The following is a 17,774-nucleotide window of genomic DNA, read 5'->3' as shown; positions in this document are numbered from 1 at the left end:
CACAGTTCTGTGCAAGGAAGATCTGTTCCGAGTCCCCCTCAGGACCCGGGCATCCGCGCCGCACCAGCCGTACCGTGAACACGTGCTCGCGAACGACATCCCCCATCTCCACGTCCTCTCCTCCCCCACCGTCAGCGGTGATCCCGGGGACGGCGGAGCGGCCTTCGTCGCCGTCTCGCGTCCGGACCTCGAACAGGACGCGTACCGCAGCACCATCGAGCGCGTGACCGCCGAGGGCGTGGTCCGCTGGACGTCCGGTGACCGCGACTCCTCGCCGGCCCTGTCCCCCGACGGTCGCTCGCTCGCCTTCCTCCGGTCCGTCCAGGACGACCACGGCGTCGCACACCCGCAGCTCGCCGTCGCACCGGTGCACGGCGGCGAGGCCCGCGTCGTCACCGCGCTCCCCCTCGGTGCCGGCGACCCCGTTTGGTCCCCCGACTCGACACGCGTCGCCGTGACCGCACGCTTCCCCGAACCCGGACGCTACGGCTCCGCAGTCCCCGGCGGCGACCGTCGCCCGGCAGCGGCCGCCGAGGCGCCGCGGCTCGTGTCCCGGCTCGACTTCCACGTCGACGGCACGGGGTACCTGCTCGACAAGCCGCAGCAGATCGTGGTCGTCGACGTCACCGACCCGGCAGCGGCACCGGTGGACTCCCCGCTCACGAGTGCGCCCTGCTCGGTCTCCGCACCGGCCTGGTACCCGGACGGCGGCGCGCTCCTCGTCGTCGCCCCGCGAGACCTCGGTGTGCGTGAGAGCCACGACGACGACCTGTACCGCGTCGACGCGTCCGACGGCACGATGGCGCTGGCGATCCGGACCGAGGGTTCGGTCAGCTCGATCGCGATCGCCCCGGACCGTACCGTCCACTACGTCGGGGCGTCGCACCGCGACGGGCGACTGGTCGGCGAACCCGAAGGGCTGTGGGTCGCGGCCCACGACTCCGAACCGGTCCGACTGACCGCCCGCGAGACGGTCGACGTCACCGGGACGCCGGTGTTCCACCGCGACGACGTCCTCGTGCAGGTGCTCGACCGCGGCACCGTCACCGTCCGTCGTGTCCCGGCCGGCACGACGGCTCCGCTCCGGCTGGACCAGCTGGGGGTCGTCCTCGGCGGCCGCCTGGTCGTCTCGGGCTTCGACGTCGACGGGGACGTCCTGGTCGCCACGGCTGCCACGACGGACTCGCCCGGCGAGGTCCACGTGGTCGACCTGACCGCGTCCGACGATGCCCTCCCGACGGTGCTCACCGACTACGCGGCCCCACTCCGGTCCGAGGCATCGGCCCCCGGTGTCCGCCGCATCGAGGAGCTCACCGGCACCGCTGCCGACGGCACCCCGGTGCACGGCTGGGTCGTCCTGCCCGAGGGCGAGGGGCCGCACCCCGTCCTCCGGGTGGTGCACGGCGGACCGTTCGGCCAGGACACCTGGGCGTTCTTCGACGAGGCGCAGGTCTACGCCAGCGCCGGGTACGCCGTGGTCATCGGCAACCCGCGCGGTTCCGGCGGGTACGGCCTCGACCACGGCCGCGCGGTCATCGGGGCGATGGGCACCGTCGACGTCGACGACGTGCTCGCCCTGCTCGACGCAGCGCTCGAGCGCCCCGATCTCGACGCGGCACGCGTCGGCATCATGGGCGGCTCGTACGGCGGGTTCATGACGAGCTGGGTCGCCGCCCACCACGGCGAGCGGTTCGTCGCCGCGTGGAGCGAGCGCGCCGTGAACGCGTGGGACTCGTTCGCGGGCAGTTCCGACATCGGTTGGTACTTCGCCGACGCGTACGTCGGTGCCGACCCGGAAGAGCAGCGTCGCCGGAGCCCGCTGACGTACGCCGCGCAGGTCACCATCCCGTTCATGGTCGCGCACTCGGAAGCGGACTGGCGCTGCCCGATCGAGCAGGGGCAGCGCCAGTTCGTGGCCCTCCGGCGCGCAGGGGTCGACGCGTCGTTCCTCGTGTTCCCCGGCGAGGGCCACGAGCTCTCCCGCTCCGGCACGCCGTGGCACCGCGTGCAGCGGTTCGAGCACGTCCTCGCCTGGTGGGCGGAGCACCTGCCCGTCACGCCGGTGGACTCGGGTCGCTAGGCGAACGCCTCCACCGGCGGGCACGCGCACACCAGGTTGCGGTCGCCGTACGCCTGGTCGATCCGGCGCACCGGCGGCCAGTACTTGCGGCCGCTGATGCCCGGCAGCGGGTAGACGGCCTGCTCGCGGGTGTAGGCGTGCGCCCACTCCCCCGAGATCACCGACGAGGCCGTGTGCGGGGCGTGCACGAGCGGGTTGTCGTCCGCCGGCCACTCCCCGCGCTCCACCGCCGAGGCCTCGGCACGGATGGCGAGCATCGCGTCGACGAACCGGTCGAGCTCGGCCAGGTCCTCGCTCTCGGTCGGCTCCACCATCAGGGTGCCGGCGACCGGGAACGACATGGTCGGGGCGTGGAAGCCGTAGTCGACCAGGCGCTTCGCGACGTCGTCGACGGTGATGCCGGTGGTGTCGCGCAACGGCCGCAGGTCGAGGATGCACTCGTGCGCGACGAGGCCGTCCTCGCCCGTGTAGAGCACCGGGAACGCGTCGCGCAGTCGGGCCGCGATGTAGTTCGCCCCGAGCACGGCTGCCTCGGTCGCACGGGTGAGGCCCTCGAGCCCCATCATCCGGACGTAGGTCCACGTGATGGGCAGGATGCTCGGGCTGCCGTACGGGGCCGCGCTGACCGGGCCGCCGGCGTGCGCCAGGCGGTCCTCGGCCTCGGCCTCGGTCGAACCGGGCCGTCGGTCGGCCTGCTGGGCGAACGGGTGCCCCGGCAGGTACGGCGCCAGGTGCGCCTTCGCTGCGACCGGACCGACACCGGGTCCGCCACCGCCGTGCGGGATGCAGAAGGTCTTGTGCAGGTTGAGGTGCGAGACGTCGCCGCCGAAGTCGCCGAAGCGGGCGTGGCCGAGCAGGGCGTTGAGGTTCGCGCCGTCGACGTAGACCTGGCCGCCGGCGTCGTGCACGGCGTCGCAGATCTCGCGGATGTCGTGCTCGTACACGCCGTGGGTCGACGGGTACGTGATCATCAGCGCCGCGAGGGTGTCGGCGTGCTGTTCCGTCTTCGCGCGGAGGTCGGCGAGGTCGACGTTGCCGTTCTCGTCGCAGGCGACCACGACGACCTTCATGCCGGCGAGCACCGCGGACGCGGCGTTCGTACCGTGCGCGCTCGACGGGATGAGGCAGACGGTGCGCTCGGTGTCGCCGTTCGCCAGGTGGTACCCGCGGATCGCGAGGAGTCCGGCGAGCTCACCCTGGCTGCCGGCGTTCGGCTGCAGGGACACGGTGTCGTACCCGGTGACCTCGGCCAGCCAGGACTCCAGGTCACCGATCATGTCGAGGTAGCCCTCGACGTCGCCGCGCGGCGCGAACGGGTGGATGTTCGCGAACTCCGGCCACGTCACCGCGGCCATCTCGGTCGCCGCGTTGAGCTTCATCGTGCAGCTGCCGAGCGGGATCATGCCCCGGTCGAGCGCGTAGTCCTTGTCCGCCAGGTGCTTCAGGTACCGCATCATGCGGGTCTCGCTGCGGTGTGCGCTGAAGACGGGGTGCGTCAGGTACTCGCTCTCGCGCAGCAGACCGGCCGGGAGGCCCGTGGCCGCGTCCCGCACGGCCGCCTCGATCGCGGGGACGGTCACGTCCACCGCCCCGAACACGCCCGCCAGTCGGGCGACGTCGTCGGGCGTGGTCGTCTCGTCGACGGAGAGCTGGAACACGTCCTCGTCCACCTGGTGCAGCAGGAAGTCGGCGTCCTGCGCTGCGGCGACGACCGCCCCGGCGCGACCGGTGGCCCGCAGGGTGAGCGTGTCGAAGAACGCGTCGTGCACGACCTCGAGCCCGGCGTCACGGGCGACCGCGGCGAGCGCCGACGTCGTCCGGGCGACCCGGTTCGCGATGAAGCGCAGCCCCTCGGGCCCGTGGTAGACGGCGTACATCGAGGCCATCACGGCGAGCAGGACCTGCGCGGTGCAGATGTTGCTCGTCGCCTTCTCGCGGCGGATGTGCTGCTCGCGGGTCTGCAGGCTGAGGCGGTAGGCCATCGCACCGTCGGCGTCGAAGGACACGCCGACCAGGCGACCGGGCAGTTGGCGTTCGAGGCCGGCACGGACGGCGAGGTACCCGGCGTGCGGGCCGCCGAAGCCGAGCGGGACGCCGAAGCGCTGGCTCGTCCCCACGGCGACGTCGGCACCCAGGTCACCGGGGCTGGCGAGGAGGGTCATGGCGAGCAGGTCGGCCGCGACGACGGCGATGCCGCCGCCGGCGTGGACACGCTCGATGATCGACGACGGGTCGACGATCCGGCCGGAGGCACCGGGGTACTGCACGATCACGCCGAAGGCGCCGTCGAGCTGCGCGTCGGTCGGCCCGACGACGGGGTCGAACGCACGCAGTGTGATGCCGACGGCGTCGGCGCGGTGGTCGAGCAGCGCGCGGGTCTGCGGCAGCAGGTTGTCGTCGACCAGGAACGCGTCGCCCTTCACCTTGGAGGCGCGGCGGGCGAGGAGCATGCCCTCGACCACGGCGGTGCCCTCGTCGAGCATCGAGGCGCCGGCGGTGGCCATGCCCGTCAGGTCGGAGACCATCGTCTGGAAGTTGATGAGCGCTTCGAGCCGGCCCTGCGAGATCTCCGGCTGGTACGGCGTGTAGGCCGTGTACCAGCTCGGGTTCTCGAGCACGTTCCGCTGGATCACGGCGGGGGTGTGGGTGCCGTGGTAGCCGAGGCCGATCATGGCCCGGCGGACGGTGTTGCGTCCGGCCTTGGCGCGGAGTTCGGCGAGCGCCTCGGTCTCGCCGACGGCGGCGGGGATCACCGATTCGGTGACGGGTGCTGCGTGGATCGACTCCGGGATCGCCGCGCGGACCAGGGCGTCGAGCGACGGCCGGCCGACGGTGTCGAGCATCGTCTGCTGGTCGGCCGGGGTGGTGCCGATGTGGCGGTCGGCGAACGAGGTCTGCAGGTTCTGGAACACCTGCTGGTCGTCGGGGCCGGTCATGCGATGGACGCCCGGTACGCGTCGTGGTCCATCAGGTCCTCGGGGAACGAGGTGCCGTCGACCTTGATCTTGACGAGCCAGCCGGTGCCGAACGGGTCTTGGTTGACCGTGTCGGGGGCGTCGACCACGGCGTCGTTGACCGCGACGACCTCGCCCTCGATCGGCGCGAAGAGCTCACCGACGCTCTTGGTGGACTCGATCTCGCCGATCTGCTCGCCCGCGGTGGTGGCGGTGCCGACGGCGGGGAGCTCGACGTAGACGACGTCGCCGAGCTGCTCGGCGGCGTGGTCGGTGATGCCGACGGTGACGGTGTCGCCCTCGACGAGGAGCCACTCGTGGTCGGCGGTGTACTGGAGTGCGGTCTGGTCGCTCACGGGATCAGCCTTTCTGAGGACGGCGGTAGAAGGGGAACGCGGTGACGGTGCTGGGGATGGCCGTTCCGCGGACGTCGATGTGCAGGACTTGTCCCTCGGTGGCGAGCGCCGGGTCCACGAAGGCCATCGCGACCGGGTGGCCGAGCGTTGGCGAGAGGGCACCCGAGGTGACGGTGCCGACGACCGTGCCGTCGTGCACCACGTCGTAGCCGGCACGCGGGGCGCGGCGGCCCTCGGTGACGAGCCCGACGAGCACGCGGGCGTCGTCCGACGGCGCGACACCGGCAGCGCCGACGAAGTCACCGCTCTTGGCGACCACGCGGCCGAGTCCTGCCTGGGCGGGACGCACGTCGGTGCCGAGCTCGTGCCCGTACAGGGGCATGCCGGCCTCGAGCCGCAGGGTGTCGCGTGCCGCCAGTCCGGCGGGGACGACACCGCGGTCAGCGCCGGCCTCGAGCAGCGCGTCCCAGATCGCCGGGGCGACCTCCGGTGCGCTGTAGAGCTCGAAGCCGTCCTCGCCGGTGTACCCGGTGCGGGCGACGAGCACCTCGGAGCCGTCGAACACGGCGTGCAGGGCGCGGTAGTAGCCGAGGTCGTCGAGGGGGCTCTCCGGCTGCAGGCGGTCGGCGACGACGAGGGCGTCGAGCGTGCCGGCGGCCGCGGGGCCCTGGATCGCGACGAGTGCGGTGCTGTCCGAGTCGTCCGACACCGCGACGTCGAAGCCGTCGGTGCGCGCGGACAGTGCGGCGACGGCGACCTCGCGGTTCGAGGCGTTCGCGACGACGAGGAACACGTCGTCGTCGGTGCGGTACACGACGAGGTCGTCGAGGATCCCGCCGTCCTCAGCGAGCAGCAGCGAGTACTTCGCGCGGCCGAGCGGCATCGCGCCGAAGGAGCCGGCGAGCGCGTGGTCGAGGAACACGACGGCGTCCGGACCGGTGACGCCGATCTCGGCCATGTGCGACAGGTCGAAGACCCCGGCCGACTGGCGCACGGCGTGGTGCTCGGCGAGGTCCGACGAGTAGCGCACGGGCATGCGGTACCCGGCGAAGTCGGTGAAGGTCGCACCGGCGGCTTCGTGCGCGGGTTCGAGCGGGGACGAACGCAGTGGCGTCGGACTCATGGCGGAGTTCTCCTGGCATCAGCAGGGCCCGGCGACGATCGCCGGGTGGAACTCCCCCTCTGTCATGGGCCTGAGAGTTTCACCGCGGCCCGTGAGGTCCGGCGGCTTTCACCGTGGGCGAGACGACTGAGCGTCTGCTTTTCAGAGTGGCCTGTCCGCTGCGGTGTGGGACCTGAGAGATTGACGGGGGGATTGCTCCTTCGGTGCCGTGCGTGCACCCGAGGGCACGATGTGCCCGTTGGCACTGCACGGCGTCTCCCGCGACGGATGAGCGGCCGGTGTGTTCAGTTGTCCGCGCCGAGCATACCGAGACCGCGTTACGAACGTGTGTCGCGTGCCGGCCTTCGACATCTCGTAGAATGCGGGGATGGCCGGACAGCGATCACGCCCCAGGGGGCAGCTCGAGCAAGCGGTGCTCGACGCGCTCCGCTCCGTGACCGACGGCCTCACCGCACGACAGGTGCTCGATGCCTTCCCGGAGCCCCGGCCGGCGCTGACCACCGTGCTCACCGTCCTCGACCGGCTCGGCCGCAAGGGCCAGGTGGAGCGGCAGGAGCACGACGACGCCCCGCTGAGCTTCCGTGCCGTGCACAGCCGCGACGAACAGACCGCGTCCCTCATGTCGAGTGCGCTCGCCGCCTCGGCCGACCGTGAAGCAGCGTTGCTGCAGTTCACCGGCTCGCTCGCCTCCGACGACCTCGAGGCCCTGCGCCGCGCCCTCGACGCCCGCGCACGTTCCTGACCGGGGTCGCTCCGTGGTCGTCGCCGGCATCGCGCTCATCGTCCTCGCCCTGCTGGTGGTCGTGTTCGCACCGAGGGTGCTGACCCGGTCCGCCTGGACCATCGACCGCCCGCGCACCGCCCTGGTCTGCTGGTCGCTCGCGGTGCTGCTCGGCGTCGTCGGGTTCGTCGCCGGCATCGCGCTCGTCGTGCTCGCCGACCGCCCGCTCACCGAACTCCTCGGCGGTGACGGCTCCCTCACGCACGGCTTCAACGTCGGCGTCGCACTGCTCGCGGTCATCGCGTTCGTCGTCGCCGTCCGCGTCCGCCCCGGGCCCGAGCACGAGGCCGTCCGCCAGGCCATGCGCTCCGGCGTCGCGCCGCACCGCGAGATCGACGGCACCCCGGTGGCCGTCGTCGATGCGGACCACGCCCTGGCCTGCGCCGTGCCCGGGCGGAGCGGCGGTGTGCTGGTCAGCACCGGTTTGGCAGACCGGTTGCGGACGGACGAACTGGAGGCCGTGGTCGCCCACGAGCGCGCCCACCTGACCCAGCACCACGCGGCTGCGGTCGCGGTCGCCGAATCGATCGAACGTGCGGTCCCGTGGGTTCCCGGTGCGCGCGCCATGGCGCGCTCGACGCGCGTCCTCGTGGAGTTCGCCGCCGACGACGCCGCAGCCCGACGTGTCGGACGCGACGCCCTGCGCCGGGCCGTCCTGGTGGCGGACGAGAGCAGCGCGCTCGGCGCGATCCGGGCCTCCAGGCTTTCCTGAGCGAGCACGTGTCGGAGGCGAGGCATATGGTGATCGGACCGTGAAGCCACTGACCGAAGCCGACATCCGATCCTCGTTCGTCAACGCCACCCCCGACGAGCTCGAGCAGCTGCCGATCCCGGGCCTGCACGAGATGCTCTGGGACGAGCGCGAGTTCCTGGGCTGGCGCGACCCGCAGGCCGCCCGCCGCGGGTACATCGTGTCCTGGATCGACGACCGCCCCGTGGGCATCATCGTCCGGTCCGCGGGCGGGTCCCTGCGCGCCGGCATCGCCGCGATGTGCTCGTTCTGCCACTCCCCCCAGCCGGCGACGCAGGTGCGGCTGTTCTCGGCACCTCGCGCGGGCGAGGCCGGGCGCAACGGCAACACGATCGGCACCTACATCTGCGAGGACCTCGGGTGCTCCATGCTCATCCGTACCGCTCCTCCGCACCTCAACCCGCCGGCGACGATCGCGATGCGCGGTGCCTCGCTGCTGCAGCGCGTGCAGAACTTCACCGCGGACATCATGAAGTCGGCGTGAGCCGCTTCGGCACCGCCCGCTGGGCAGTGGTCGAGGAACTCGGCGACGGCCGTTGGCGCCTCACCCTGCGCGACGAGGCCGACGACGAACTCGGTGCGTTCGGCCTCGGGGTCGAGGGGCCGTGGGACCCGGACGTCGAACCCCACGTCGGATTCGTGCTCGTGCAGCTCGGGCTGACCCTGCGCGGTGCACGGCCGTGGCACGTCGACGAGCTCGGCGACCACCGGGCGCCCGTGCTCGCGCTCGGCTGAGCGAAGCGCTTCCAGCCGGGCGTCGCTCAGTCGGCGTCGCTCAGTCGGCTTCGACGAAGTTCCGCAGGATCTCGCGGTCGTCGTCGGCGCGCATCGCCCACGACAGCTCGCTGCGGTGATCGCTGTCGGTCAGCGGCAGCAGCACGACGGTGTCCGGTGCGGCGAGCGCGGCACTCTCCGGAGCGACGGTCACGCCGAGTCCCGCGCCCACCAGGTGCAGGACGGTGGCCCAGGTCGTGGCCTCCTGCACGACCACGGGCCGTCGGCCACCGGCGGTGACCGGTGCGAGGTTCCGCTCGGTCGCGAGCGAACCGGCCACGGCGGGGAAGAACACGAACGGCTCGTCCACGAGCTCAGTGCCGCGGATGGACGCACGGCCCGCGAGCCGGTGTCCGCGTGGGACCGCCGCGACGAACGCCTCGGTCCGGAACGGCAGCAGCCACACGGCGGGGTCCGGATCCGGGTCGCGCACGACGGCCAGGTCCAGCTCGCCCCGCACGATCCGGGCGAGGAGCGTCGACGAGTAGCCCTCGGTCAGGTCCACACGGACCAGCGGGTACCGCGCACGGAACGCCTGCACGCGCTCGATCGGCCCGAGGGGCAGCGCGGAGACGACGAACCCGACGTCGAGCCGGCCGGCCTCGCCCCGCCCGACCCGGACCGTCTCGTCGAGATCGCGGCGCACCTGCCCGAGCAACGACCGCGCGCGCCCCTGCAGCACCTGGCCAGCGGCGGTGAGGGCGACGCTGCGGCTCGTCCGGACGAACAGGTCGACGCCGAGTTCGCGCTCGGTGCGGCGGATCTGCTGGGACAGCGCCGGCTGCGCGATGCGGAGGCGTTCGGCAGCGCGCCCGAAGTGCAGTTCGTCGGCCACGGCCAGGAACGCGCGGAGCTGGCGGAGGTCGACGTCCGGGTCCCGATCCATGCTCAGAGCTTATCGATCGAAGCGAACGAGTATTGGACATGACCTCATCCGACTCGGAGGATGGAGCCATGCCCGAAGCGACCTCCACCGTCACCATCGCCGACCTCGCCACCCCCGCTGACGCCGAGGCGTTCCGTGTCCTCAACGAGGCCTGGATCACGCAGTTCTTCGCACTCGAGGACGAGGACCGTAAGTTCCTCGGCGACCCCGTCGGCCACGTCGTCGAGCCCGGCGGCGCCGTGTTCGTCGCGCGACTCGACGACCAGGTGATCGGGTGCATCGGCATCGTGCCGACGGCCCCGGGGGTGTTCGAGCTCGTGAAGATGGCCGTCGCGCCCGGTCACCAGGGGCACGGCACCGGTCGGAAGCTCATCGCCGCTGCACTCGACCGCGCCCGGGAGCTCGGCGCGCAGCGGATCGACCTCGAGAGCAACGCACAGCTGGCCAGCGCCGTGCACCTGTACGAGGCGTTCGGCTTCCGGCACCTTCGGGAGGACGAGCTCGTGCCGAGCCCCTACGTCCGCGCCGACGTCCACATGACACTCGAACTTCGCTGAAGACAGCGCCGTTTCGGTACGCTCGCGGCATGGCGACGTACGAGGTGCAGGCGGTCCGTGAGCGCGGCGCGTGGCAGGTGTTCATCGACGGCTTCATGGTGACCGAGGTGGACCGCTGGCCGGCCGTCGGCTTCGTCGCCCGCGAGATCCTGGCGATGGACCGCACCGACGACCTGCAGATCCGCGTCGTCGGACGCAACCAGTACATCGACTGACCCGGTCAGCGAGCGGCGGCGACCAACTGCTGTGCTCGCTGGTGCGACACGTGGAGCAGCGGTCCGATCTCACGCACCGTGAGCCCGGACTCGTGCAGCACCAGCGCCGCGGCGGCCGTCTCCTTCGCCGCTTCGATGCGCGCTCGCTCGGATTCCTCGCGGAGCGCCACCGCGCGGTCCAGGTGCGCCTGTGCCGCTTCGGGCATCGACACCTCGACGACGAGCTCGAAGGACTCCGGATCGCGGTCGTCGTTCATCAACGAGAGCCAGTCACGGGCCATGAGCTCGATCTCACGCTCGCGCTTCGCCTGGGTCCGGATGACCCCGTCGATCCAGATCACCCAGTACTTCTTGCCGCGCTCAGCTCGCACCGTGTGTCGGCTCATCGTCGCCCATCTCCTTCTCGGTCGCAGTCACGGAGGATGCCGCGCGCCGTCATCTCCTCCACCTCTCGGTGCCTCGGGACGACGATCGTGTTCCGACCGAAGCGGAACAGGTCGTGACTCCCGCCGTGACGGTGGAACACGAACGCGACATCGTTCTCGTCAGCCTTCCGAGCGAGCCGGCGAAGCAACTCCGTGCGCTTCACCGTAGTTCGCCAACCAGGACTAGGCAAGTCTGCCTATCGCGGCTGGACAAGGACGGCTCGTATGTCTGCATCCACCGACCGTGGCGGCCCGCGGAGTGCGATCCGGGAGCGCCGTGGTGATCTGTGGACAGGCTGCAGCCGGGGCATGCTGTGGAGGAACAGCGGTTGGCACTCGCACCGGCGAGACGCCACCATGGACGGCATGCGCACCACGTTCGACGACCTGATCGCGATCGGCGAAGCCGCCGACGTCACCGGCTGGGACTTCTCGTGGCTCGACGGCCGTGCCACCGAGGAACGCCCGCCGTGGGGCTACGCGAAGATGCTCGGCGAGCGACTCGGTCGCCTCGCCGGGGTCTCCGGCACCGCGAGCCTCGACGTGCAGACCGGCGGTGGCGAGGTCCTCGCCGAGGCGCCGGCGTTCCCGGCCACCGCGGTGGCGACGGAGTCCTGGGCACCGAACATCGCCACCGCCACACGACTCCTGCACCCACGCGGCGTGGTCGTCGTCGCCGATCCGGACGAGCCGCCGCTGCCTTTCGCCGACGGCGCCTTCGACCTCGTGACGAGCCGGCACCCCGCTGCGATCCACTGGGACGAGATCGCCCGGGTCCTTGCTCCCGGCGGCACGTACTTCGCCCAGCACGTCGGCCCGGCGAGCGTCTTCGAGCTGATCGAGTTCTTCCTCGGCCCGAAGCCCGTCGAGCGGCGCGGACGGCACCACGACGACGAGGCCGACGCAGCACGCGCCGCCGGACTCGAGGTCGTCGAGCTGCGGACGGCGCGGACCCGGATCGAGATCCACGACGTCGCCGCGGTCGTCTACCTGCTCCGGAAGGTGATCTGGTGGGTGCCGGACTTCACCGTCGAGCGGTACCGCGACCGCCTGCTAGACCTGCACGAGCTGATCCAGCGAGACGGACCGTTCGTGGCGCACTCGACGCGCCACCTCATCGAAGCGCGCCGACCCGCCTGAGCCGACCCGGGCCTCCCGGACGCATCACCGCCGCGCGCTCACGCGACGTGCCAGACCAGCCCCTCCTGCGCACTCGACGGGTACGCCGAGGCGATCCGGAACACGGCTTCGCGAAGCGTCTCCGGTGAGCACGCCAGGTTGAGGCGGACGAACCCACGCCCCTCGCTCCCGAACCCGAGCCCGGAGTTCAGCGCGACGTAGGCGTTCTCGCGCAGCGGCACGGCCGGGTCGTCGCCGAGCCCGATACCGCGAAAGTCGAGCCACGCCAGGTATCCCGCGCGCGGCCGTGTGTAGACGACACCGGGCAGGTGCTCGGCGAGGAGCTTCGCGAGCAGCCGGTCGTTGGCCACGATCCGGGACACCACGTCGTCGAGCCAGGTGGTCCCGACGGTGAACGCGGCGAGGTTCGCGTGCAGCCCGAGGATGCTCGTGCGGCAGGCGACCTCTTCCCACAGGGTGTCGAGGAGTGCGGCGGTCCGGTCGTCACCGGCGACGATGATCGAGCACTTCACGCCCGCGAGGTTCCAGCCCTTGCTCGCCGAGGTCACGCAGACGCTGCGGGCGCCGACCGGCTCGGCGACGGCCGCGAACGGGGTGAACTGCACGCCCGGGTGTGTCAACGGTGCGTGGATCTCGTCACTGATGACGAGCACGTCGTACTTCGCCGCGAGTTCGGCGATCGCGAGCAGGTCGGCCCGGTCGTGCACGAGTCCGACGGGGTTGTGCGGGTTGCAGAGCAGGAAGACGCCGACCCCGCTGACGAACGCCCGCTCGAGTCCCTCGAGGTCGAGTCGGTACTGGCCCCACTGCTCGAGCAGCGGGACCTCTTCCACCTGACATCGGGCCTCGTCGACGAGCTCGAAGAACGGCGGGTACACCGGCGGCGTGATCGCGACGCGACCGCCGTCGGGCAGCGCGAGCCGCAGCGACTCGACGATGCCGACGCTGACGTCGGTGGCCAGGTGGATGCGGGGCGGGTCGATCTCCCAGCCCCAGCGGTCGAGCGCGAACTGCGCGAACGCGGGCGCGAGTGGCCCGGGCCCGTCGAGGTAGCCGAGGTCGGACTGCGACACGCGCTCGATCAGGGCCTGGCGGATCTCCGGCGCGACGTCGTGGTCCATCTCGGCGACGAAAAGCGGCAGCACGTCGGGCGCGTACCGCGTCCACTTGATGCTCGTACGGACCCCGCGGAGCGTGCCGACCGGGTCCTGCTCGTCGCTCGCCATGCGTCCCAGCATGCACCGACCGGGAGGCCCGGCGCGAGCCCGCCTGTCATCCAGCGTCGTCTTCCGCGCGCCCTGGGACGCGGGGCGTCGCCCCGCCTACTGTCGGTCCCATGAGCACGAGCACCGCCGACAAGGCCACCACCCTCAAGCAGCTGCACGAAGCCCCGGAAATCCTCCGCGTCGTGAACGTGTGGGACGCGATCACCGCGAAGGTCGTCAGCGACCTGCCCGGCACGAAGGCGATCGCCACCGCCGGGCACTCGATCGCCGCGTCGTACGGGTACGAGGACGGCGGGATGCCCCTCGACCTCGCGCTGTCGGGCGCCGCGATCGTGGCCGCCGCGACCGACCTGCCGGTCACCGCAGACCTGGACGACGGCTACGAGGACCCGGCCGAGACCATCCGCCGCGCGATCGGCTCGGGCATCGTCGGCGCCAACGTCGAGGACCGCCTGCGTCCCTTCGACGAGGCCGTCGCCCGGGTCGCCGCGATCACGGCCGCTGCCCAGGCCGAGGGCGTCGACTTCCAGTTGAACGCCCGCACCGACGCGATCGCCCGCGGCGGCGACCGTCCGATCGACGAGAGCATCGCGGACGCCATCGCACGCGGCAAGGCGTTCCTCGACAACGGCGCCGCGCTCGTCTTCGTGCCCGGCGCGATCCAGCGCGACGTCGTGGAGCAGCTCGTCGCGGGCCTCGGCCGCGGCAAGCTGTCGGTCATCGGCCTGCCGGGAGCCCTGCCCGCCGCCGAGTACGAGGCGCTCGGCGTGGCCCGCATCTCCTACGGTCCGCTCACCCAGCGCGTCGCGCTGCGCGCGCTCCGCGACCTGGCGACCGACCTGTACGCCGACGGCGTCGTGCCGGAGGACACCCCGACCCTGAACTGACGGAGCGGACGGACGGGAGGCCCGGTGTCAGCTGGCACCGGGCCTCCCGTCTGCATGTGGTCGCGATCGCGACCCGCTCAGCTCAGCCGAGCGCCGGGTACAGCGCGGGCGTGGTGCGCGCCTTCGTCTCCTGCTCGAAGGCGTAGCCGAGGCCGATCAGCGTGCTCTCGTCGAACGAGCGACCGAGGAACTCGAGGTTCACGCCGGCGCCGGTGACCGTGCCGTCGGCCGCGGTCGCCTGCCCCATCGGGACGGTGATCGCCGGCATCCCGGTGTTCGGGCTCAGACGCATGTTCGTCGACTGCGTGCCGTAGGGCGTGCCCGACGGGTAGATGAGCGAGTCGAGGTCCTGGTCGTCGAGCATCTGCGTGACGAGCTGCTTGCCGGTGGCGAGCTGCGTCGTGTGCGACCCCGTCGGCCCGGCCCACGCCTGGTACTGCGCGTCGGTGATCAGGTCGCGGGACTCGTAGGTCGACTTGCGGCTCGGCACGTACTCGCCCGAGGCCAGGATGCCCTGCAGCGACCGGGCGGTCACGTCGGGGTCGAGGTGCTTCGCGACGTACTCGTCCAGGTCGTGCTTGAACTCGTTCGTGCTGCCGCTGCCCTCGGACAGGACCCGGTTGAAGGCCGTCGTCGCGGTGATCGGGACGACGGTCGCCCCAGCGGCCTCGAGCTTCGCGACGGACGCGTCGAACAGTCGCTTGGCTGTGGCGTTCGTGCCGACCATGCTCGTGACGTAGCCGATGCGGGCGCCGTCGAGCGAGTCCGCATCGAGCGACGACGTGTACGAGGTCGGCACCTTGCCGGACTGCGCGCTCGTGACGGGGTCGGCCGCGTCCACGCCGGTCACGGCGTCGAGCGCGACGGCCGCGTCGGTCACCGAGCGGGCGATGGGCCCGCCGGTGTCCTGCGACAGCGCGAGCGGGATGATGCCGTCGCGGCTGGCCAGGCCGACCGTCGGGCGGATGCCGACGAGCTGGTTGTACGTCGACGGGATGCGGATCGAGCCACCGGTGTCGGTGCCGAACCCGATGCCGGCGAGGTTCGCTGCGATCGCCGCACCGGTGCCGCCGCTGGAGCCACCGGCGGTCTGCGCCGTGTTGTACGGGCTGGCGACCAGCAGGGACGAACCGGCGGGCTGGTTCGACGAGAACTCCGAGACGAAGCCGTAGGCGAACTCATCGAGGCTGGCCTTGGCGAGGATCACCGCACCGGCCCCTCGCAGTCCGGCGACCATGGTGGCGTCGGTGTCGGTCTGGTTGTCGTCCCAGCAGCCGCAGCCGCCCGTGGTCGGCATGTCCTTGGTGTCGTAGTTGTCCTTCACCGCGATCGGCACGCCCAGCAGCATGCTCGTCATGCCGTGCTCGGCACGCTCGGTGTCCGCCGTCTTCGCCGCGGCGAGGGCCTCGGCGTTCGTCGTGACGATCGAGTTGAGCGCGCGGCCGGTCGACGCGGAGTCGACCTTGGTGCGGTCGTACGCGGCGATGCGGTCGAGGTAGTCCTGGGTGATGGCGACCGAGGTGGTGACCCCGGCGTTCATCGCAGCCTGCATGTCGATGGTGGACGCCTCGACGAGCGTGAACGGGCCGTCGTCGTAGATCATCCGCTGGGACAGCGCCGCGAGGTCCGCGACGGTGATCGTGCCGTCGGCGTCGGTGTCCGCGGCGCTGACCGTCGCCCAGTCACCGCTGGCACTCGTGGCCCCGAGGTGCTCGGTGAGCACCGCGAGGTCGGCCTTCGTGACCTGGTCGTCGCCGGTCAGGTCGAGGTCCGTGTAGTACGGCGCGAGCATCGCGGCGGGGCTGGCGTCGACGGCTGCCGGAGCCGCTGCTGCCGTGATCGCCGGGGTCGCGGCGAGGACTGTGCCGACGAGGGCGATGAGCGAGGCGCCCGCGACGGCGGTGCGCTTCCGGCTGGTCGTGGGCGTTGTCGCGACCTGCTTGCTGGCGGCCGGCTTCTTGGCGGTCATTCGGCTGCTCCGGTGCGCTCGCGGCGGGCGCGGCGCGCACGCATGGTGATCAGGGTCCCGCCGGCGGCGAGGAGGGCCAGCGATGCGGCGATCCACGGGGCGACGTCGGCGCCGGTCCAGGCGAGTTCGCCGCCGGTCGGACGGTCGCCACCCGCTGCGGCCACGGCGGTGGCGCCGTTGGTCGGGTCGGAGGGGTCGCTCGGGCCGGCCGTGGCCGTCGGGTCGGGGTCGCCCGCGCCGGTGCCCGGGTCGGCCGTGGCGGTGGCGCCCGGGGTGGGCGTGGCCGTCGGGGTGGGCGTCGGCGTGGCCGTCGCCGCTGCAGCGATCGAGATCGAGGTGCTCGCCGGGTCGGTCAGGGTCGTCGACGTGCCGTCGGAGCCGACGAGGGTGATGCTCGTGACCGCCAGGTCGACGCTGCCCGCTGCGGTCGGCGTCAGGCCGATCGAGGCAGCGAGGTCGCCGCTGAGCGCCGGGGACGTCCCGAGCCGGGTGTGCACGATCGTCAGGGCGTCGCCGTCCTGCTCGACGCTGTCGAAGCCGCCGTCGGGACCGGTGACGCTGTCCTCCACGTACGACACGGAGTCCGCGTCGGCGTCGAGGGTGATCTCGTAGGCGTAGACGTCGGTCGTCGCCGGGATCGTCAGGTCGACGTCGAAGGCGGTGCCGACGGTCGCGGTGGTGGGGGCGTCGATGGTGGCGGTCGTCGCGGTCGGTGCTGCCTGGGCCGGCGAAGCGGTCAGGGCGGCGAGGCCGATCGCCCCGGCGGCGACGAGTGTCGAGGACACGATCGTCGCGCGGGGGCGCAGCCGGAGGCGGTGCTGCATGGGTGCAGGTCCTTCGGGAGGAGGTCGGGTGCTGAGCGGGTACTCAGTGATCCGAAAGCTAACGGTGCGCTGTTTCCGGCTCGGGCCCGGCACGTTTCCGCGCCGTTACGGCTCCGTCGCACCGCTACTGTCGTGCCATGTCGCTCGACGTCGAAGCCCTGCTCACCCCGCCCTCCCCCGTCACCGCACGGGCGTTGGACGTCGTCCGCACCTGGTCCTCCCCCGCCCTGGTGAACCACTGCCTGCGCTCGTGGGCGTGGGCGGTCCTGCTCGCCCCGACCGTCGACCTCGAGCCCGACCCCGAGCTGCTGTTCGTCGCGACGATGCTGCACGACCTCGGCGTCACACCGTCGTTCGATGCCCACGACGTGCCGTTCGAAGACGCTGGTGGTGCCGTGGGCTCCGTCTTCGCCCTCGGCGCCGGGTGGGACGCAGCGCGCGCTCGACGCGTCGGCGAGGTCATCGAGCGGCACATGTGGACCTCCGTCGACCCCGCGGTCGACGTGGAGGGGCACCTGCTCGAGGTCGCCACCTCGCTCGACGTCTCCGGGGCCGGGTTCTCGCGGTGGTCCACCGACGACCTGCACGCCGTCGCCACCGCACTGCCCCGCCTCGGGTTCTCCGGCACGTTCGACGAACTCATCCACGCGCAGGCCTCGCGCAAGCCGTCCTCGGCCGCCGCTCGGCTCGACGGCTCGGGCAACGTGACTGCGGGTGGCTCGCGATGGGACGCGTTCCTGGCCTCCTGAGTGGATCTGCCGTTCCGCTGGACTTCTCGACATCGGGCCCGTATAGTGTTTCTTTGGTGCACTGCAGCGAACCTATC

18 protein-coding genes and 1 riboswitch are annotated in these 17,774 nt (G+C 71.9%); of the genes, 10 read left to right on the top strand and 8 right to left on the bottom strand.

Annotated elements, in window-relative coordinates:
- Positions 1-82: 82 nt before the first annotated feature.
- Positions 83-2,080, top strand: a complete 1,998-nt coding sequence (locus HQQ88_RS20175) for a S9 family peptidase (RefSeq protein ID WP_173169488.1) — start codon at positions 83-85, stop codon at positions 2,078-2,080.
- On the opposite strand, the gene gcvP is transcribed toward HQQ88_RS20175, so the two are convergent.
- Genes gcvP through gcvT form a run of 3 tightly spaced genes read right to left on the bottom strand, consistent with a single transcriptional unit; the run spans position 2,077 to position 6,513 of the window.
- Entirely contained in the window at positions 2,077-5,016 is a 2,940-nt protein-coding gene (gcvP, locus tag HQQ88_RS11230) for an aminomethyl-transferring glycine dehydrogenase (RefSeq protein ID WP_254067068.1), read from the bottom strand. The two genes, HQQ88_RS20175 and gcvP, sit on opposite strands and share 4 nt — an antisense overlap.
- Complete coding sequence (gene gcvH / locus HQQ88_RS11225) at positions 5,013-5,390, bottom strand: glycine cleavage system protein GcvH (RefSeq protein WP_123294121.1); 378 nt, start codon at positions 5,388-5,390, stop codon at positions 5,013-5,015. Before gcvH ends, gcvP begins: the two co-directional genes overlap by 4 nt.
- A gap of 4 nt (positions 5,391-5,394) precedes the next feature.
- Positions 5,395-6,513: a glycine cleavage system aminomethyltransferase GcvT gene (gene gcvT / locus HQQ88_RS11220; RefSeq protein ID WP_131878316.1), complete on the bottom strand. Its 1,119-nt coding sequence runs from the start codon at positions 6,511-6,513 to the stop codon at positions 5,395-5,397.
- Between the two features lie 49 nt (positions 6,514-6,562).
- Positions 6,563-6,668, bottom strand: a riboswitch (glycine riboswitch).
- A 212-nt stretch (positions 6,669-6,880) separates the two neighbouring features.
- On the opposite strand from gcvT, the gene HQQ88_RS11215 reads away from it, so the two are divergent.
- The 4 genes from HQQ88_RS11215 to HQQ88_RS11200 are packed head-to-tail and all read left to right on the top strand — an operon-like array spanning position 6,881 to position 8,780.
- Positions 6,881-7,255: a BlaI/MecI/CopY family transcriptional regulator gene (locus HQQ88_RS11215; protein WP_111084962.1), complete on the top strand. Its 375-nt coding sequence runs from the start codon at positions 6,881-6,883 to the stop codon at positions 7,253-7,255.
- A gap of 13 nt (positions 7,256-7,268) precedes the next feature.
- Positions 7,269-8,006 carry a M48 family metalloprotease gene (locus tag HQQ88_RS20170; RefSeq protein WP_216834625.1) on the top strand — a complete coding sequence of 246 codons (738 nt, stop codon included), beginning with the start codon at positions 7,269-7,271 and terminating at the stop codon, positions 8,004-8,006.
- A 40-nt stretch (positions 8,007-8,046) separates the two neighbouring features.
- Positions 8,047-8,529, top strand: a complete 483-nt coding sequence (locus tag HQQ88_RS11205; protein ID WP_123673093.1) for an FBP domain-containing protein — start codon at positions 8,047-8,049, stop codon at positions 8,527-8,529.
- Positions 8,526-8,780, top strand: coding sequence for a hypothetical protein (locus tag HQQ88_RS11200; RefSeq protein ID WP_111084959.1), 255 nt, complete (start codon positions 8,526-8,528; stop codon positions 8,778-8,780). Before HQQ88_RS11205 ends, HQQ88_RS11200 begins: the two co-directional genes overlap by 4 nt.
- A gap of 40 nt (positions 8,781-8,820) precedes the next feature.
- Here HQQ88_RS11200 and HQQ88_RS11195 read toward each other — a convergent pair whose 3' ends face one another.
- Positions 8,821-9,705, bottom strand: coding sequence for a LysR substrate-binding domain-containing protein (locus HQQ88_RS11195; RefSeq protein WP_173169487.1), 885 nt, complete (start codon positions 9,703-9,705; stop codon positions 8,821-8,823).
- A 68-nt stretch (positions 9,706-9,773) separates the two neighbouring features.
- On the opposite strand from HQQ88_RS11195, the gene HQQ88_RS11190 reads away from it, so the two are divergent.
- Positions 9,774-10,262 (top strand): GNAT family N-acetyltransferase, encoded by a 489-nt coding sequence (locus HQQ88_RS11190; RefSeq protein WP_173169486.1) that lies wholly within the window; start codon positions 9,774-9,776, stop codon positions 10,260-10,262.
- Between the two features lie 29 nt (positions 10,263-10,291).
- Entirely contained in the window at positions 10,292-10,477 is a 186-nt protein-coding gene (locus HQQ88_RS11185; protein ID WP_123313312.1) for a hypothetical protein, read from the top strand.
- Between the two features lie 5 nt (positions 10,478-10,482).
- Here the strand turns inward: HQQ88_RS11185 and HQQ88_RS11180 are convergent, their stop codons facing one another.
- Positions 10,483-10,863: a hypothetical protein gene (locus HQQ88_RS11180; RefSeq protein ID WP_123294128.1), complete on the bottom strand. Its 381-nt coding sequence runs from the start codon at positions 10,861-10,863 to the stop codon at positions 10,483-10,485.
- 405 nt (positions 10,864-11,268) lie between these two features.
- On the opposite strand from HQQ88_RS11180, the gene HQQ88_RS11175 reads away from it, so the two are divergent.
- The gene (locus tag HQQ88_RS11175) at positions 11,269-12,042 is read left to right on the top strand and encodes a class I SAM-dependent methyltransferase (RefSeq protein WP_131845320.1); all 774 of its coding nucleotides are present in this window, start codon (positions 11,269-11,271) and stop codon (positions 12,040-12,042) included.
- 38 nt (positions 12,043-12,080) lie between these two features.
- Here the strand turns inward: HQQ88_RS11175 and HQQ88_RS11170 are convergent, their stop codons facing one another.
- Positions 12,081-13,268, bottom strand: a complete 1,188-nt coding sequence (locus HQQ88_RS11170; protein WP_254067067.1) for a MalY/PatB family protein — start codon at positions 13,266-13,268, stop codon at positions 12,081-12,083.
- 110 nt (positions 13,269-13,378) lie between these two features.
- On the opposite strand from HQQ88_RS11170, the gene HQQ88_RS11165 reads away from it, so the two are divergent.
- Positions 13,379-14,155, top strand: coding sequence for an isocitrate lyase/phosphoenolpyruvate mutase family protein (locus HQQ88_RS11165; RefSeq protein ID WP_123294130.1), 777 nt, complete (start codon positions 13,379-13,381; stop codon positions 14,153-14,155).
- 82 nt (positions 14,156-14,237) lie between these two features.
- On the opposite strand, the gene HQQ88_RS11160 is transcribed toward HQQ88_RS11165, so the two are convergent.
- Both HQQ88_RS11160 and HQQ88_RS11155 read right to left on the bottom strand, forming a co-directional pair.
- Positions 14,238-16,124 carry an amidase family protein gene (locus HQQ88_RS11160; RefSeq protein ID WP_173169485.1) on the bottom strand — a complete coding sequence of 629 codons (1,887 nt, stop codon included), beginning with the start codon at positions 16,122-16,124 and terminating at the stop codon, positions 14,238-14,240.
- Positions 16,121-16,948: a hypothetical protein gene (locus HQQ88_RS11155; RefSeq protein ID WP_173169484.1), complete on the bottom strand. Its 828-nt coding sequence runs from the start codon at positions 16,946-16,948 to the stop codon at positions 16,121-16,123. Before HQQ88_RS11155 ends, HQQ88_RS11160 begins: the two co-directional genes overlap by 4 nt.
- A 137-nt stretch (positions 16,949-17,085) precedes the next feature.
- On the opposite strand from HQQ88_RS11155, the gene HQQ88_RS11150 reads away from it, so the two are divergent.
- Positions 17,086-17,697, top strand: coding sequence for an HD domain-containing protein (locus tag HQQ88_RS11150; protein ID WP_173169483.1), 612 nt, complete (start codon positions 17,086-17,088; stop codon positions 17,695-17,697).
- Positions 17,698-17,774: the final 77 nt, after the last annotated feature.

It is taken from the genome of Curtobacterium sp. VKM Ac-2861, assembly GCF_013204965.1.
Classification (GTDB): Bacteria; Actinomycetota; Actinomycetes; order Actinomycetales; family Microbacteriaceae; genus Curtobacterium.
Note: the sequence above shows the minus strand (reverse complement) of the source record. Positions and strands in the feature narration are given on the sequence as shown.